The sequence below is a fragment of the Microbacterium sp. AK009 genome, assembly GCF_013410955.1.
Taxonomy (GTDB): Bacteria; Actinomycetota; Actinomycetes; order Actinomycetales; family Microbacteriaceae; genus Microbacterium.
In genome coordinates this window covers 156,711-171,847 of the sequence record NZ_JACCCG010000006.1, presented here as the reverse complement: position 1 = coordinate 171,847, position 15,137 = coordinate 156,711, and the positions used below count along the sequence as shown (strand labels likewise).

Here is a 15,137-nt window from a genome sequence, read left to right as displayed (position 1 = left end):
GGCGGATATCGTGGAAGCCATGCCCAACATGGCCGAAGGCCTCGCGCGCCTGAGCGCGCTCGCCGCATCGCCGGTCGTGTCGACCCTCGCCGCCGCGTTCGACGCCGCCGGACGCGAGCTGTCGATCGTGGGGGGCCCGGTGCGCGATGCGTTCCTCGGACGGCGCACGAACGACCTCGACTTCACCACCGATGCGTCGCCCGACGACATCCTGCGGATCGTCACCCCTATCAGCTCGACCCAGTGGGACATCGGCCGCGCGTTCGGCACGATCGGCGCGCGGGTGCAGGGCGAAAGCGTAGAGATCACGACCTACCGCGCCGACAGCTACGACGGCGTCACCCGCAAGCCCACCGTCGAGTTCGGCGACACTCTCGACGGCGATCTCGCCCGGCGCGATTTCACCGTGAACGCCATGGCCCTGCGGGTACCCTCGTGCACTCTCGTCGACCCGACCGGTGGTGTCGAAGACCTCGTCGGGCAGCGGCTGCGCACCCCCGGCGTCCCACGGGTGAGTTTCGGTGATGATCCGCTCCGGATGCTGCGGGCCGCGCGTTTCGCCTCGCAGTTGGAGTTCGACGTCGACGCCGACACGGTCGCGGCGATGACCGAGCTGCGTGAGACCCTGTCGATCGTCAGCCCCGAACGGATCCAGGGCGAGCTGGTGAAACTGCTGCAGACCGCCGACCCGGCGCGTGGCATCCGACTGCTCGTCGAGACGGGGCTGATCGACCTCTTCCTCCCCGAGGTGCCGGCGCTGCGCCTCGAGATCGATGAGCACCACCACCACAAAGACGTCTACGAGCACTCGCTGACCGTGCTGCGCCAGACGATCCAGCTCGAGAAGGAGCGCTTCCCGGATGCTCCTCCCGATGTTCCGCTGCGCCTGGCGGCCCTGCTGCACGACATCGGCAAGCCCGCGACGCGGCGGCTCGAGCCGGGCGGCGGAGTCACCTTCCACCATCACGACGTCAAGGGTGCGCGCATGGCGCGCAAGCGTCTCCAGGCGCTGCGGTTCGACAGCGACACGATCGGCACGGTGACCCGGCTGATCGAGCTGCATCTGCGGTTCTTCGGCTATGCAGAAGGCGCGTGGACCGACTCGGCGGTGCGGCGGTACGTGCGCGACGCCGATGCGGAGCTGGAGCGCCTGCACATCCTCACCCGCGCCGATGTGACGACGCGGAACCGCCGCAAGGCGGCGCGACTGGCGTCGGCCTATGACGACATCGAGAACCGCATCGCCGCCCTGCGGGAGCAGGAGCAGATCGACGCGGTGCGCCCCGAGCTCGACGGCAACCGCATCCAGGAGGTGCTCGGCATCCGCCCCGGCCGCGAGGTCGGCGAGGCCTACCGGTTCCTCCTCGACCTGCGCCTGGACGAGGGGGTGCTCGGCGAGGAGGAGGCCGAGCGGCGCCTGCGCGCCTGGTGGGCGGCGCGCTCGGCCTGAGGTCGGGGCGCGTCTGCGTCGCGGGTCGCCGGTTGCCGGAGACTCACGGCGTTGCCTGGTCAGCGTCGCGCATTACCGGACAACCGCGGCATTCCCCGACGACCGTCAGCATCGTGAGAACTACGGAGTGGGCACCTCCGTTGGCGAGTCGCCGGGCATAGAGGGCGAGGGGTGGGGTGCGGGTGACGCCGTCGGGGTCGGAGTCGCCGTCGGGGTCGGAGTCGCCGTCGTCGGCTCGTCATCGCGCGCAGCGACTGTCGGAACCTGGGCGAAGGGGAAGGTCGGTGTCGTCGCCTCTCGCGGGTCGGGCTCACCGACGAGAAAGGCGTCGGCCGGAACCTCGCGAAGCGGGAAGACGTTCCACACCGGCTGTCGGCCGATCTCCCGCTCTGCCACGGGTGCCGGCCCGCCGCCACCCCAGAAGTAGGGGTCGATCGGCTCCGTCTGTCCGCTCGGTCCTACCGTGGTGAGTGGCTGACCCGACTGATCGAACAACTGCACCTGTTCGATGGGGTTCCCCTGGGCGTCATAGGCGAAGATGTTGCGTACTCGCTCACTGTCCACGGCGAGGCCGGGGGTGAAGTTCTCGTATCCCGCTGACCGGATGTACGACATCGCGCCACTGACCTGCCCGATCGCCGAGAAAGCAAGGAGCGGGACGGCGATCGCGCTCACCACGCTCAGCGCCGTTCGTGTCCCACGCAGCCATCGGGTGGGCGCCCACCTGCCCCGACCCCACTGCACACTGAGGATGACGCAGGCGAGGAGGAGCGACAAGTAGACGATGTTGACGGTGGGGGAGATCAGACGTGCGAGGACGTCACCGGTGATGCCGAACGGGTCCGAGATCGGCAGTAATCCGATCACGATCATGTAGAGCGCCCAGCCACGAAGCAGCCACCAGACCGGCCGGAGGGCGACGAGGAAGTCGCGGATCGTCTGCGTCGCAGGATGCGACCGGAACCACTGAGCGACGGCCGCGTCGGCGTCATCCAGTCGTTTCCTGAAAGGGCGCGACGCGGTCGCCTCGCGTTCGGGCAGCCCGGCGGCCGATCGCAGCTCGGCGGCGTATGCCGCCGGATCGGGAAGGACGAAGTCGTCCCCGGCCTCGGCGGCTTGATCGGACAGATCTCCCTCGAGGCCGTCGAGGATTTCGTCGACGTCGTCCGCCGGCAGGTCGGAGAGTTCGGCGCGGACCGCAGAAGCGAAGGAGCTGATGTCGCCGGCGGCGATTGTCGTGGTCATCGTGCGTCTCCGATCGTGCGCAGTGCAGGAGTGGCGGGAGTCTCGAGCAGGGACGTCATGGCTGCGGCGAAGCTCAGCCAGCTCTCGCGCTGAGCGGCGAGCTGGTCGCGACCCTGCGCATTGATGGCGTAGTACTTCCGGTGAGGGCCGCCGTCCGACGGCACGACATAGCTCGACAGCGAGCCCTGGGAGTACAGCCGTCGCAGCGTGCCGTAGACCGAAGCATCTCCTACTTCGCCGAGTCCCGCCTCACGGAGACGTCGGACGATGTCGTAGCCGTATCCATCGTCGTGCTGCACGACCGCGAGCACCGCGGCGTCGAGCACTCCCTTCAAGAGCTGTGTCGAGTCCATGAAGACGCTCCTCTCCCGTGAACGGTACCACGCATTGCGCGGTACCACGCAAGAGACAGTTCGCCCCCGCCGATGTACACCTGCGCGCCGGGAACCCGGGTGGCGCACGTATTCTCGGCGCGCAGATGCCCTCTCGCGGTGATACGCGCGGGTTTGGAGCCTCAGGCCACGCGCGCGCGATGCGCTTCGGCGATCTCGCGGCCAGACCGCCGGGCACCCTCCTCGGCCTCCACGCGCAGCTCGGCGGCGGTGTCGGCGAAGGCGTCGAGCGCCGGATTCACCCCGACGAGGGTGAAGGGACGCTGCACGACGCGAAGGTCGAGCCCCCAGACGTCCTGGAGCACGCGGCGCAGCCAGCCGGTCGAGTGGTCCCAGCCCTCCTTCGGAGTGCCCGGCGCGTAGTTGCCGCCGAGAACGGTCACGAGTGTCGCGGGCTTCCCGTTCAGCGCCGTGCCCTGCGGATCGATGCGCGGGTCGGTGTAGGCGACGTCGAACCACGACTTGAAGTGCTGCGAGACGCCGTAGTTGTAGAGAGGGACGGCGAAGAGCAGGGCATCCGCGCCGATCATCTCGTCGGCGAAGGTGCGGGCGAGCGCGACAGCTTCCCGCTGGCCCGGCGTTCGCTCATCCTCCGACGTCATGCCGCCGGTCACGGCGTCGACCCACGCGGTGGCGGGGACGGGGTTCGCGGCGATGTCTCGTCGAGTGACCGTCGAGTCGAGGTGAGCGGCCAGCCACTCGGCCTCGACGAGGTCGGCGAGCTCGCGGCTGGCGGACCGGGCAGGGAAGACGCTGGCGTCCAAACGGAAGAGGGACATGTCGATCCAATCTGCAGCTACCAAACGATGAGTCACTAAGAAAAGGATAGCGACTTCGCAGAGCGTAGCACGCGTAGAATGGTGGCGTGGACGGGCAGGCAGCGGAGGCGCATCAGTGCGACGCCGCTGTCACCTTGGCGTTCTCGATCCTCGGCAAGCGCTGGAACGGCATGATCATCGACGCTCTGGGTGGCGGCGAGCTGTCCTTCGTCGCGCTGCGGCGAACGGTGAGCGGAATCAGCGATGCCGTGCTGTCGGATCGGCTGACCGAGTTGGCCGACGCAGGCCTCGTCATCCGGGAGGTCGACACGGGTCCGCCTGTCGCGGTGACCTACCGGCTTTCGGACGCCGGACGTGAACTGGTGCCGGTGCTCGCACAGCTCGGCGACTGGGCCCGGGTGAACCTCATCGCCGCCCCGCGCTGACGCGCAAGGCGCCCCTCGCTCCCACCCGACCCCGCGAGAATGCAACGGGGCGCCGAGAATTCGTGGTTCACCCGCATTCTCGGCGCGCAGATGCACTCTCGCCAAGGGGGCGGGAGAGGGCGGGAGAGGGCGGGGGAGGACGCGCCGACCCGCCCGACCGGGCCACGCGCGGACGTACACTGGCGGCAACCGCTCGCTGAGGAACGGAGCCGGCGTGGCATCGTCGTGGTCGTCGCGCCGCGAGGTCTCGCCCGAGACCACGCGGCTGCTGATCGAGCGCGCACACGAGGAACTGCTCGCCGGCAACGCCGCCGACCGGCGGTTGGATGACGTGCGGCCCCTGGTCCGCGACTCGTGGCGCCGGTCGCTTCAGGGCCTCGTGGGTGCCGAAGACCTCCCCCCGCTCGACCTCGACGCCGATGCACTCGAGCAGTACCGGCGCAACCACCCTCTCGGGTCGGTCATCGACATGGTGCGAGGCCTGCTGCTTCCCGGCGGAGCCGCCGAGTCGGGCGTCATCGTCGCGGTGGGCGACGCCGCCGGGCGGCTCATCTGGGTCGACGGCGATCGTCGCATCCGCACACTCACCGGGGACATGGGTTTCGTCGCGGGCGCGAACTGGTCGGAAGACGCGGTCGGCACCTCCGCCCCCGGCACCGCGCTAGCCCTCGACCGCTCGGTGCAGATCCACGGCGCCGAGCACTTCAACCGCCTCGTGCAGCCGTGGTCATGCACCGCGGCGCCGGTGCACGACCCCGAGACGCGCCGCCTCCTGGGCGTCATCGACGTCACCGGGGGCCCCGAGGCGGCAACCCCGCAGGCGCAGCTGCTGGTGGATGCTGCGGCGCGGGCCATCGAGGGCGAGTTGCTCATCGCACGGCTGCGCCAGAGGGCGGCGCCGTCGCATCCGTCCCGTCCGCCGCGCCCGCGCTCGCGCGCGGCGGACCCGCAACCCGCCCGCGCGACCCTGCGCGTGCTCGGACGTGATCGGGCGCTGCTCGACGTCGGCACGGGCGACAGTGAGAGGGTCGTCGAGGTCAGCGGCCGACACGCCGAGCTGCTGCTCCTTCTCGCCGTCCACCGCCAGGGCCTCTCGGCCGAGAGACTGAGTGAGCTCGTCTACGGCGATCCGGAAGCAGTCGTGACGCTGCGCGCGGAGATGGTGCGCCTGCGCAAGGTGCTCGAACAGACCTCGCCCGACCTCGTTCCCGCATCACGCCCCTACCGGCTGACGACGGCGGTCGAGACCGATGCGCAGCAACTCCTCTCCCTGCTCGACCGCGGCGCGCACCGGGTCGCCCTCTCGGCGTACCGCGGTGAGGTGCTGCCCGACTCGGTCGCGCCCGGTGTGGAGCAGTTCCGCGCGACGGTGGCCGCAACTCTGCGTGAGGCGCTCCTCGCCGAGGCATCGGTCGACGTCCTCCTCGCCTACGCCGACACCGCCGCCGGCGCCGAGGATGTCGAGGTGCTGCGCCTGTGCCTGTCGATGCTGCCGCCGCGCTCTCCGAAGCGGGCGGCTCTGGTCGCGCGGGTCGCGCAGCTCGAGGACTGACCTCGCAACCGGATGCAACCTCCGCTCGCCTAGCGTCGGGGCACGCGACGACGACCTGTCGCGAACCTGTCGAAGGAGACATCCATGACCATCGTCGAAGAAGGCGTGTCGAGCATCTACGCCGCCCCCGGCCAGCGCGGTTCCCTGGCCGACTACCGTGCCCGCTACGGCCACTACATCGGGGGCGAGTTCGTCGAGCCGATCAAAGGCCAGTACTTCGAGAACATCTCCCCCGTCAACGGCAAGCCCTTCTGCGAGGTGGGGCGCGGAACCTCCGAAGACATCGATCGAGCCGTGGATGTCGCGTGGCGCGCCTTCGAGTCGTGGAAGCGCACGACTCCGGCCGAGCGTGCGGTGATCCTCAACAAGATCGCCGACCGTATCGAGGAGAACCTCGAGAAGATCGCCGTCGCCGAGACGTGGGAGAACGGCAAGCCCGTCCGCGAGACGCTCGCCGCCGACATCCCGCTCGCCGTCGACCACTTCCGCTACTTCGCCGGGGTGCTGCGCGCGCAGGAGGGCTCGCTCAGCCAGCTCGACGAAGACACCGTCGCCTACCACTTCCACGAGCCGCTGGGCGTGGTGGGCCAGATCATCCCCTGGAACTTCCCGATCCTCATGGCGACGTGGAAGCTCGCCCCTGCCCTCGCGGCGGGCAACTGCGTCGTGCTGAAGCCGGCGGAGCAGACGCCGGCATCCCTGCTCTTCCTCTTCGAGATCATCGGCGACCTGCTGCCGGCCGGCGTGGTGAACATCGTCAACGGGTTCGGCATCGAGGCGGGCGCGCCGCTCGCTCAGCACAAGCGCATCCGCAAGGTCGCCTTCACCGGCGAGACCACCACCGGGCGCCTCATCATGCAGTACGCGTCGCAGAACCTCATCCCGGTGACCCTGGAGCTCGGGGGCAAGAGCGCCAACGTCTTCTTCGAGGACGTCGCGCGCTCCACCGACGATGCCTACTACGACAAGGCGCTCGAAGGCTTCACGTTCTTCGCGCTGAACCAGGGCGAGGTGTGCACCTGTCCGTCGCGCGCGCTCATCCAGCGGTCCATCTACGATCGCTTCCTCGGCGATGGGCTCGACCGGGTGTCGAAGATCGTGCAGGGGAACCCCCTCGACCCGGCGACCATGATCGGCGCGCAGGCCTCGAACGATCAGCTCGAGAAGATTCTGTCGTACATCGACATCGGCAAGCAGGGTGGCGCGAAGCTCCTCACCGGCGGCGAGCGCGTTGACCTCGGCGGAGACCTGTCGGAGGGCTACTACGTCGCCCCGACGGTGTTCGAGGGCACGAACGACATGCGCATCTTCCAGGAGGAGATCTTCGGGCCCGTCGTGTCGGTGACCTCGTTCGACGACTTCGACGACGCCATCTCGATCGCCAACGACACCCTCTACGGCCTCGGCGCCGGGGTGTGGAGCCGCTCGGGCGACACCGCGTACCGCGCGGGCCGGGCGATCGAGGCCGGCCGGGTGTGGACCAACACGTACCACCAGTACCCCGCGCACGCCGCCTTCGGCGGCTACAAGCAGTCGGGCATCGGGCGGGAGAACCACCTGAAGATGCTCGACCACTACCAGCAGACCAAGAACCTGCTGGTGTCGTACGCCGAAGGCGCGATGGGCTTCTTCTGAGCCGTCGACGTTTCATCCCCCGCTTCGCGGCTCGCTCAACGACCGGGTCCCCCGCCCCCGGTCGTTGAGCGAGCCCAGCGCCCACCCCGGTCGTTGAGCGAGCCCAGCGCCCACCCCGGTTGTTGAGCGAGCGCAGCGAGTCGAAACGCCCGAAAGGAGAAACCGATGAGCGACCCGACGCCGCACAGCCGCGTGGCGGTCTCAGACGCGGCGGCGACCCTGCTGCGCAGCCTCACCGCGCAGTACGGCCCGCTGATGTTCCATCAGTCGGGAGGATGCTGCGACGGCAGCGCACCGATGTGTTACCCGGTCGGCATGTTCCTCATCGGGCCCAGCGACGTGCACCTCGGCTCGCTCGAGGTGGGGCTCGATGCGCCGATCGAGGTCTACATCTCCGAGGCCCAGTTCGAGTACTGGAAGTACACCCACCTCACCATCGACGTGGTGCCCGGCCGTGGGGCGGGCTTCAGCGTCGAGGGGCCCACCGGCAACAGGTTCATCATCCGCTCGCGAATGCTCGACGGGGCAGAACTCCAGGCTTTCGGCCTCGCTCCGTCGGCCTGACACCGCGTCGTCCGGCGTACCTGGGCGTCGCGTCTGAGATCCCGTGAGGATTTGCGTCCTCCTCCCCACCGATGCCTACCGTGGAAGTCGGGCGACGGAAGGGAGTGGTGTGTTCCTCACCACGGACGACGGGAACATCGGCGACAACGTCACGCAGGCGCTGGAGGAGGGTTGGCGGACCTGGACGGGCTTCGGCCTCGCACTGGCAATCGCCGTCGGAGTCGCCCTCGCGGTGATGGTCGTCGTCTCGGTGGCCCTTTCCCTGATCGGCCGCCGTGGTCGGTGGGCGGCTGAGCTGCACGCCCGCACGCGGTGGCCGTTCCGTGCCACCCTGCTCGTCATCGCACTCCTCATCGCGTCCATCGCCCTCCCCGTGGGGCAGAGTCTGCGAGACGGAGTGCACCACAGCCTGGGGATCGTGCTCATCGCGTCGGCGGCCTGGTTCCTCACCCGGCTGTTCCTCTTCTTCGTCGACAGCGGTACGAAGCGGTATCAGCGTCACGGCGTGGACAGCTTCTCGTCGCGCAAGGTGAGGACGCAGCTGCAGATCATCCGGCGCCTGGTCGTCGCGGTCATCGTGATCTTCGCAGTCGGTGCGATCCTCATGACCTTCGAGTCGGTGCGGGCGGTGGGCGCGAGCGTTCTCGCCTCGGCCGGCGTCGCGTCGATCGTCGCAGGCCTTGCCGCGCAATCCATCCTCGGAAACCTGTTCGCCGGAGTGCAGCTCGCCTTCAGCGAGGCCATCCGGGTCGGCGACGTCGTGGTCGTCCAGGGCGAGTACGGGAAGATCCGCGAGATCACGCTCAGCTATGTCGTGCTCGAGGTCTGGGATCAGCGCACGCTGGTGCTGCCCTGCACCTACTTCACCACCACGCCGTTCGAGAACTGGACCAAGCTCGGCCGCGCACTCATCGGCACGGTCTACTTCGATCTCGATTGGCGCGTCGACGTCGATGCCCTGCGCGGAGAGGTGGACCGCCTGCTGTCGACCACCGATCTTTGGGACGGGGTGGGAAGCGGAGTGGTCGTGACCGACGCGAGCGCCGGGATGCTGCAGGTGCGCGTCATGGTCAGCGCGGTCGACGCCGACAAGCTGTGGTCGCTGCGCTGCCTGGTGCGCGAGCAGCTCGCGAGCTGGGTGCGCCGCGAGCATCCGGATGCCCTTCCCCTGCAGCGGGTGCGCATGGACGAGCCGACCGGCGGCCCGCGCGATTCCGTCGACGCGATGAGCGCCCGCGCCCTGGCCGGTGCCGGTGCGGCGCTCCCCGCGCGGTCGTTCGTATAGCCCAGCGCCCCGCGCGGGGCGGCGCCTCTCGGGCCGGGTCGCAACCGCGGGGATCGGGCCCGACACGCCGCGGCGCGGCATCCGTCCCCCGCGTGTCCGCCCGCGGCCCCGCCGTCCAGCACCGCCTCGCGCCGGCGGGGTGTCCTCAGCTCGGCACGACCACCGCGCGCCCGCGCACCGTGCCGTCGTGGAGCTTGCGGTAGGCCGCGACGGCGTCGTCGATCCCGAAGCGTTCGACGTGCACCGAGACCGCGCCCGCTCGGGCGAGGTCGAACACCTCTTGCAGCTCCGCGCGCGTTCCCCAGTAGGGTGCGCGCACGGCGGCACCGAACGGTGTGGCGAAGAACCCCGTCGGCAGCACGCCGCCGCCGATGCCCACGATGTGGATGTACCCGTCGACCGCCACGACGTCGCGCGACATGTCGAGCGTCGGCTGCGCTCCGACGAAGTCGAAGACGGCCTCGGCGCCGCGACCACCGGTCAGGGCGCGGATCTGCTCGGCGGTGTCGGGTCCTGACACGAGGGTCTCGTGAGCGCCGACCTCGGAGGCCAGGGCGAGCTTGTCGTCGTTGAGGTCGACTGCGATCACGCGCGCTGTGGAGATCGCGCGAAGGATCTGGATGCCCACGTGCCCGAGGCCGCCCGCACCGATGACGACGGCGGTGGAGCCGGGGTACAGCTTGTGCTGGGCGGCGCGGATCGCGTGGTACGGCGTCAGGCCGGCATCCGTCAACGACACGAACTCGACCGGATCCAGGTCGCCGAGCGGTACGAGATGGCGGACGTCGTCGACGATCATGTACTCGGCCATCGCGCCCGGGGCCCCGAGCCCCGGCGGCACGATGCCGAGGTCGGCGGCGTTCGGGCAGTAGTTCTCGGCGCCCTGCGCGCACGCGTGGCAGAGCCCGCAACCCCAGGGACCGTAGACGGCGTAGGAGCTCCCGAGCTCGACACCCTCGACGCCCTCACCCAGCTTGTCGACGATGCCGGCCCCCTCGTGACCGAGGGTGAGGGGAAGGCCGTAGATGTACTGCTCCTCGGGAAGATCCATGAGGAACCAGTCGGAATGGCAGAGCCCGGCGGCGGTCACCCTCAGCCTGATCTGGCCGGGACCGGGCTCGGGCACGTCGATCTCGACGACCTCGGGACCCTTGCCGATCTCGCGATACTGCACAGCCTTCATGGCGTCTCCCCACTGGTTGTGGACGGTCGACTCCACTCTCCGGCGCGGCATGGCATCGCGCCACCCCTTCTCCCATTCACCGCCCGTGACCCGGGAAACACGACGAGGGTGCGTCAGCGGAAGAAGAGGCCGAGAAACCCCGTCTGGCTGATGAGCCAGAACAGCCCCATGACGCCGAAGACGATGATGGCGACCCACGGCACCCCGCGTTTGAGACGTCGACCGGGCGCGGCGACCCCCGGCGGAGGGCGGAGCGCCGCTGTCGGAACCAAGAAGGGGACCGCGGTCGCGGCAGGTGCCGACGGACCGGGAACAGGCAAGGCGGATGCCGCGGCTGCGGCGTGCGCGGCCTGAGCGGCCCCGTCGGCGAGCCGTTCGTCGCGCCATCGCGTCCACTGGGCGAGCTTGTCGAGGAGGGCGCCGACGACGGAGAACAGCCAGGCCCAGGTGGCGGGGTCGAGGGTGGAGAAGTCGCGCTTGGCGTAGAGGAAGAGCCAGTCGTCGACGATCTCGACGTCGAGGGCGGCGGCGTTGTCGATGAACCGCGCCATGATGTCGGGGGTGAAGAGGTAGAGGGCGTCGCGCTCGTACCCGGCGGGGCAGTAGAGGGAGAAGTAGCGGTCGAAGTCGCCCTCGAGGCCGAGGCGCTGGTCTTTGTCGAAGGTGAGCGGCAGGTTCGAGCCGAACAGGCCGTTGTTGCCGGTGGCATCGAGCACGATGTGGGGAAGCGGCACGTCGAGCTTCACCGCCACGTATCCCCACTTGTGAGTGGTCTGGTTCTTGCCCGATCCGGTGACGAAGCGGTAGTTCGCGAACTCGACGAATCGCGGACGATCACCGCGCACGAGGTCGGTCGACTGGCGCGACCGGCCCTGCGTGAAGATCATGCCGGGCAGTCCCGGCGATGCGAACTGCGGCACGTAGCTCATTCCGTTCGCCCGCGCGAACCCCTCGAGGCGATACCAGCGCTCGGCGGAGCCCTGCACGGCGCGCACGATGAGCACCGCCGCCAGCGCGATCACCCCGATCACGAGCACTGCCGGGATGAGGCCGACGAGACCGGCCGCGGGGGTGTTGCTCTGAGCGAACGCGAACAGCACGGTGGCGAACACGCCGAGAACCGACGTCCCCACGAAGACCAGGACCACTCCGGCGACGACGAAGCCGATGATCGCCTGCGGCGACCCGAACATGCTCGGCACCCGGCCCTCGGCACGGAGCCGCCGGGCGAAAGCGCGGACCGCCCGTCGGTCGACCGGCTGCACGAGCGGGCTCGCGTCGAAGGGGTAGGCCGTCCGCATCCCCGCCCCCTCCGGCGCGGTCACCCGTTCACCTCGTCGCCGCCCCACGACAGGTTCGCGCCCTCTTCGAGGGCCTGCGCCTCCAGACGCCGATCGCTGCACACCGCGCGGATCGCCGCGGCGGACCCCGCGATCACCGTGGAATCGGAATCCACATCGGTGGCCAGCACCCAGGCCCGATCCATCGGCCAGACGAGACTCGGCGAGACAGCGGATGCCGCGCCGCCGGGCGCCTCCAGCGTGCGGTCGCGCCAGGGCACCCGCCAGGGCCATTCGGGGTCGGTGATGATGGTCAGGTCGGCGTGGAAGAGGACGTGGTCGCGGTTCGGCAGCCGCAGCCGTGGTCCGCGCGACACCTCGTCGTCGAGGACCCCTGGCTGCCACGAGGGCCGCCGGAACACATCGTTGAAGCGGTCGCGCAGCGAGGTGGCGAGGAAGTTCGCGTGACGATCGGCGCTCGGGTCCGAGGCGTCGCCGGCGGCGGCGAAGAGCACCCGCGACGGACCGTAGCCGAGTCCTCCGACCAGTCCGCCCCAGCCCTCCCAGAGAGCAACGAACCCGTCGCCCGGGGTGGTCGTGTGAGCGAGCAGCGTCTGCGTCACTGCCGAGACCAGATCGCTCGGCAGCTCACCGGTCGGTGGATCGGAATAGCGCCAGCCCGCGGCATCCCTTGGCCCGTCCTCGTCCTCGACCTCGCGGGGTCCGACGATGCCCTGCCACTGCGCCCGCGCATGCATGGTGGTGCCGAACGCCTCGGCGACGGCGGCCCAGCTCACCCGTTCGACGTCGATCTGAGGCGCGTCGGCCTGGAAGGCCGCCCATTCGCGGTGGTGGCGATCGTAGGGGAGTGGCGGCCAGGGGCGGCCGACGGGGCGGTCGCGGTCGGCGGGGTGGAAGATGCGGGCGTAGGCCTCGTAGCCGCGCGGCACCCAGGCATGCATGGTGGCGCCCCATGCGGGACCGTCCGCGTCGAGCCGGCCGCGCAGCCAGTCGCCTGCGGCGACGTCCCCGGTCCATTCCATCCGTTCACGCTAGCCCGACCGGCTTCGCTTCGTGGTGGTCACAGGTCGATATGTCTGCGACTTCGGGGAGCACGAGCGACCTACACTGGCGCCGTGCCGACACTCGCCGAGGCCCCGACGCGGGCAACCGTCGTGCTCGACGGCGGGCTCGGCACGCTGCTCGAGGCTCACGGTCACGACCTGACGTCGCACCTCTGGACGGCTCGGCTGCTGCGCGACGACCCCGTCGCTGTGCGCCGCGCGCACGAGGCGTACTTCGCTGCCGGTGCGCGGGTGGCGATCTCAGGGTCGTACCAGGTCAGCTACGAGGGGCTCGCCGCGGTGGGGGTGGAGCGTGCCGAGGTCGACGGACTCCTCGCTCGCAGTGTCGAGATCGCCCGCGAGGCGCGAGCCGCGTCGGGTCTCGGCCCCGGAGAGGCCTGGGTCGCCGCGTCGGTCGGACCGTACGGGGCCGCCCGCGCCGACGGCAGTGAGTACACCGGCGACTACGGGATGACGGTGGCCGAGCTCCGTGCCTGGCACCGTCCGCGCCTCGCGGCGCTCGCCGCCGCGGGCGCCGACGTGCTGGCGGTCGAGACGATCCCGTCGCTGGCGGAAGTGGAGGCGATCTGCGCCGAGCTCACCGACCTCGACGTGCCGGCCTGGGTGAGTCTCACCATCGCCGATGACGGCGCGCTGCGCACCGGCGAGTCACTGTCCGAGGCGGCGGGGATCGCGGAGTCTCTCCCGCAGCTCGTCGCCGTCGGACTCAACTGCTGCGACCCGCGCGGTGTCGAGGCGGCACTGGGGGTGCTGGCCGGCGCGACCGGTGCGCCGCTCCTGGTGTACCCCAACAGCGGGGAGGCGTGGCGGGCGGAGGAGCGGCGATGGTCGGGCGCCGGACGCGGGCGAGGACTCGCCGATGATGCCGCGGCGTGGCGCGACGCCGGCGCCCGCGGCATCGGCGGGTGCTGCCGGGTCGGCCCGGACGAGATCCGCGCCATCGCGGGCGCGCTCGGCTGACGTCGGCGCGGTGGTGCTCGGCGGAGCGTGGTGCTCGGCGGCGCGCGGTGGTGCTCGGCGGCGTGCGGTGCTCGGCGGCGTGCGGTGAATCCTCGACGTCGACGGTGATACTCGACGGATGTCGGGCGCATCGCGCCGTCATCGCCTCACCCGTCACACCGGTCTCGTCCCGCCCCGGCGGTCTTGCATCCGTCGCGGCATGCGCCTTCGAGACACACGGAATCGCGCCGGGACGGGCCATCCGGTAGCATGGGAGGGTTGTCCGGCTGGGCCCTCTGCCCGTGAGTCCGTGACGACGTGCACACACCCTCCTGCTACCGGGAAATGCCCGGCAGCCGTTCTAGTCCGAAGGAGGTGGGTAAGTGACGCACACGCACCAGTACGAGCTCATGGTCATCCTGAACCCTGAGATCGACGAGCGCCAGGTCGCCCCGAACCTCGACAAGTTCCTGAAGGTCATCACCAACGCTGATGGCTCGATCGACAACGTCGACATCTGGGGTCGCCGCCGTCTCGCCTACGAGATTCAGAAGAAGACCGAGGGCATCTACGCCGTCGTGAACTTCACCTCGACCAGCGAAGCCGCTCAGGAGCTCGACCGTCAGCTGAAGCTCAACGAGAGCATCATGCGCACCAAGGTCCTGCGCGCCGAAGAGGCGCAGGCCATGGTCGCCGCCGAGAAGAAGCGCGCCGACGAGAAGGCTGCCCGCAAGGCTGCCGCTCCCGCCCGGGCCTCGCGCCGCGAGTCGGCTGAAGCGAAGGCGTAACGACGATGGCCGGCGAAACGATCATCACCGTCGTGGGCAACCTCACGGCAGACCCCGAGCTGCGGTACACGCAGAACGGCCTGCCCGTCGCGAACTTCACGATCGCATCGACGCCGCGTACCTTCGACCGTCAGGCGAACGAGTGGAAGGACGGCGACGCGCTGTTCCTCCGCGCGAGCGTGTGGCGGGAGTTCGCCGAGCATGTCGCCGGGTCGCTGACGAAGGGCTCCCGCGTCATCGCGACCGGTCGCCTGAAGCAGCGCAACTACCAGGACCGCGAGGGCAACAACCGCACCTCCATCGAGCTCGAGGTCGACGAGATCGGTCCGTCGCTGCGCTATGCGACGGCCCAGGTCACGCGCGCATCGAGCGGCGGTGGCGGTGGTGGCGGCGGTGGCGGAAGCCGTCAGCAGGCGCAGGTGGCGGATGAGCCGTGGGCGACCCCCGGCTCGTCGAACGCCGGCGGCGCCGACGCCTGGAGCACCCCCGGGTCCGCCGCCTACGGCGATGACACTCCGTTCTAAGAGATCTCAAG

The 15,137-nt window shown here is 69.9% G+C and carries 15 protein-coding genes; 9 read left to right on the top strand and 6 right to left on the bottom strand.

Features of this window, described 5'->3' with window-relative positions:
* The first annotated feature begins 19 nt into the window (after window positions 1–19).
* Window positions 20–1,450, top strand: a complete 1,431-nt coding sequence (locus HDC37_RS14465; protein WP_179561097.1) for a CCA tRNA nucleotidyltransferase — start codon at window positions 20–22, stop codon at window positions 1,448–1,450.
* A 120-nt stretch (window positions 1,451–1,570) separates the two neighbouring features.
* Here the strand turns inward: HDC37_RS14465 and HDC37_RS14460 are convergent, their stop codons facing one another.
* The 3 genes from HDC37_RS14460 to HDC37_RS14450 form a co-directional block, all read right to left on the bottom strand.
* A complete protein-coding gene (locus HDC37_RS14460; RefSeq protein ID WP_179561096.1) occupies window positions 1,571–2,695 on the bottom strand; it encodes a DUF998 domain-containing protein in 1,125 nt (374 codons plus the stop codon).
* Window positions 2,692–3,048 carry a PadR family transcriptional regulator gene (locus HDC37_RS14455; protein ID WP_179561095.1) on the bottom strand — a complete coding sequence of 119 codons (357 nt, stop codon included), beginning with the start codon at window positions 3,046–3,048 and terminating at the stop codon, window positions 2,692–2,694. The genes HDC37_RS14460 and HDC37_RS14455 overlap by 4 nt, the downstream gene beginning before the upstream one ends.
* A 161-nt stretch (window positions 3,049–3,209) precedes the next feature.
* Window positions 3,210–3,866: an FMN-dependent NADH-azoreductase gene (locus HDC37_RS14450; protein ID WP_179561094.1), complete on the bottom strand. Its 657-nt coding sequence runs from the start codon at window positions 3,864–3,866 to the stop codon at window positions 3,210–3,212.
* An 86-nt stretch (window positions 3,867–3,952) separates the two neighbouring features.
* On the opposite strand from HDC37_RS14450, the gene HDC37_RS14445 reads away from it, so the two are divergent.
* The 5 genes from HDC37_RS14445 to HDC37_RS14425 all read left to right on the top strand — a co-directional run bounded on the left by HDC37_RS14445 (window position 3,953) and on the right by HDC37_RS14425 (window position 9,327).
* Window positions 3,953–4,291: a helix-turn-helix domain-containing protein gene (locus tag HDC37_RS14445; protein ID WP_308472233.1), complete on the top strand. Its 339-nt coding sequence runs from the start codon at window positions 3,953–3,955 to the stop codon at window positions 4,289–4,291.
* Window positions 4,292–4,505: 214 nt separating this feature from the next.
* Window positions 4,506–5,843: a helix-turn-helix domain-containing protein gene (locus tag HDC37_RS14440; RefSeq protein WP_179561093.1), complete on the top strand. Its 1,338-nt coding sequence runs from the start codon at window positions 4,506–4,508 to the stop codon at window positions 5,841–5,843.
* 84 nt (window positions 5,844–5,927) lie between these two features.
* Window positions 5,928–7,478, top strand: coding sequence for an aldehyde dehydrogenase family protein (locus HDC37_RS14435; RefSeq protein WP_179561092.1), 1,551 nt, complete (start codon window positions 5,928–5,930; stop codon window positions 7,476–7,478).
* A 165-nt stretch (window positions 7,479–7,643) separates the two neighbouring features.
* Window positions 7,644–8,042 carry a DUF779 domain-containing protein gene (locus HDC37_RS14430; protein WP_179561091.1) on the top strand — a complete coding sequence of 133 codons (399 nt, stop codon included), beginning with the start codon at window positions 7,644–7,646 and terminating at the stop codon, window positions 8,040–8,042.
* Window positions 8,043–8,151: 109 nt separating this feature from the next.
* Window positions 8,152–9,327 (top strand): mechanosensitive ion channel family protein, encoded by a 1,176-nt coding sequence (locus HDC37_RS14425; RefSeq protein WP_179561090.1) that lies wholly within the window; start codon window positions 8,152–8,154, stop codon window positions 9,325–9,327.
* A 145-nt stretch (window positions 9,328–9,472) separates the two neighbouring features.
* Here HDC37_RS14425 and HDC37_RS14420 read toward each other — a convergent pair whose 3' ends face one another.
* From HDC37_RS14420 to HDC37_RS14410, 3 genes are all read right to left on the bottom strand, one after another.
* Complete coding sequence (locus HDC37_RS14420) at window positions 9,473–10,510, bottom strand: NAD(P)-dependent alcohol dehydrogenase (RefSeq protein ID WP_179561089.1); 1,038 nt, start codon at window positions 10,508–10,510, stop codon at window positions 9,473–9,475.
* Window positions 10,511–10,623: 113 nt separating this feature from the next.
* Window positions 10,624–11,811, bottom strand: a complete 1,188-nt coding sequence (locus HDC37_RS14415; protein WP_179561313.1) for a hypothetical protein — start codon at window positions 11,809–11,811, stop codon at window positions 10,624–10,626.
* 20 nt (window positions 11,812–11,831) lie between these two features.
* Window positions 11,832–12,833: a hypothetical protein gene (locus HDC37_RS14410; protein ID WP_179561088.1), complete on the bottom strand. Its 1,002-nt coding sequence runs from the start codon at window positions 12,831–12,833 to the stop codon at window positions 11,832–11,834.
* A gap of 93 nt (window positions 12,834–12,926) precedes the next feature.
* On the opposite strand from HDC37_RS14410, the gene mmuM reads away from it, so the two are divergent.
* The 3 genes from mmuM to HDC37_RS14395 all read left to right on the top strand — a co-directional run bounded on the left by mmuM (window position 12,927) and on the right by HDC37_RS14395 (window position 15,126).
* Complete coding sequence (gene mmuM, locus HDC37_RS14405) at window positions 12,927–13,835, top strand: homocysteine S-methyltransferase (RefSeq protein ID WP_308472231.1); 909 nt, start codon at window positions 12,927–12,929, stop codon at window positions 13,833–13,835.
* Window positions 13,836–14,224: 389 nt separating this feature from the next.
* Window positions 14,225–14,602, top strand: a complete 378-nt coding sequence (gene rpsF, locus HDC37_RS14400; protein WP_218869876.1) for a 30S ribosomal protein S6 — start codon at window positions 14,225–14,227, stop codon at window positions 14,600–14,602.
* Between the two features lie 5 nt (window positions 14,603–14,607).
* Window positions 14,608–15,126, top strand: coding sequence for a single-stranded DNA-binding protein (locus tag HDC37_RS14395; RefSeq protein WP_179561085.1), 519 nt, complete (start codon window positions 14,608–14,610; stop codon window positions 15,124–15,126).
* Window positions 15,127–15,137 lie beyond the last annotated feature (11 nt).

What these genes read in the sequence shown, in the direction of transcription:
- HDC37_RS14460 (WP_179561096.1), bottom strand. Translation starts at nt 2,695, where the DNA reads ATGACCACGACAATCGCCGCCGGCGACATCAGCTCCTTCGCTTCTGCG.
- HDC37_RS14465 (WP_179561097.1), top strand. Translation starts at nt 20, where the DNA reads ATGCCCAACATGGCCGAAGGCCTCGCGCGCCTGAGCGCGCTCGCCGCA.
- HDC37_RS14420 (WP_179561089.1), bottom strand. Translation starts at nt 10,510, where the DNA reads ATGAAGGCTGTGCAGTATCGCGAGATCGGCAAGGGTCCCGAGGTCGTC.
- HDC37_RS14410 (WP_179561088.1), bottom strand. Translation starts at nt 12,833, where the DNA reads ATGGAATGGACCGGGGACGTCGCCGCAGGCGACTGGCTGCGCGGCCGG.
- HDC37_RS14415 (WP_179561313.1), bottom strand. Translation starts at nt 11,811, where the DNA reads ATGCGGACGGCCTACCCCTTCGACGCGAGCCCGCTCGTGCAGCCGGTC.
- HDC37_RS14455 (WP_179561095.1), bottom strand. Translation starts at nt 3,048, where the DNA reads ATGGACTCGACACAGCTCTTGAAGGGAGTGCTCGACGCCGCGGTGCTC.
- HDC37_RS14395 (WP_179561085.1), top strand. Translation starts at nt 14,608, where the DNA reads ATGGCCGGCGAAACGATCATCACCGTCGTGGGCAACCTCACGGCAGAC.
- HDC37_RS14430 (WP_179561091.1), top strand. Translation starts at nt 7,644, where the DNA reads ATGAGCGACCCGACGCCGCACAGCCGCGTGGCGGTCTCAGACGCGGCG.
- rpsF (WP_218869876.1), top strand. Translation starts at nt 14,225, where the DNA reads ATGGTCATCCTGAACCCTGAGATCGACGAGCGCCAGGTCGCCCCGAAC.
- HDC37_RS14450 (WP_179561094.1), bottom strand. Translation starts at nt 3,866, where the DNA reads ATGTCCCTCTTCCGTTTGGACGCCAGCGTCTTCCCTGCCCGGTCCGCC.
- HDC37_RS14435 (WP_179561092.1), top strand. Translation starts at nt 5,928, where the DNA reads ATGACCATCGTCGAAGAAGGCGTGTCGAGCATCTACGCCGCCCCCGGC.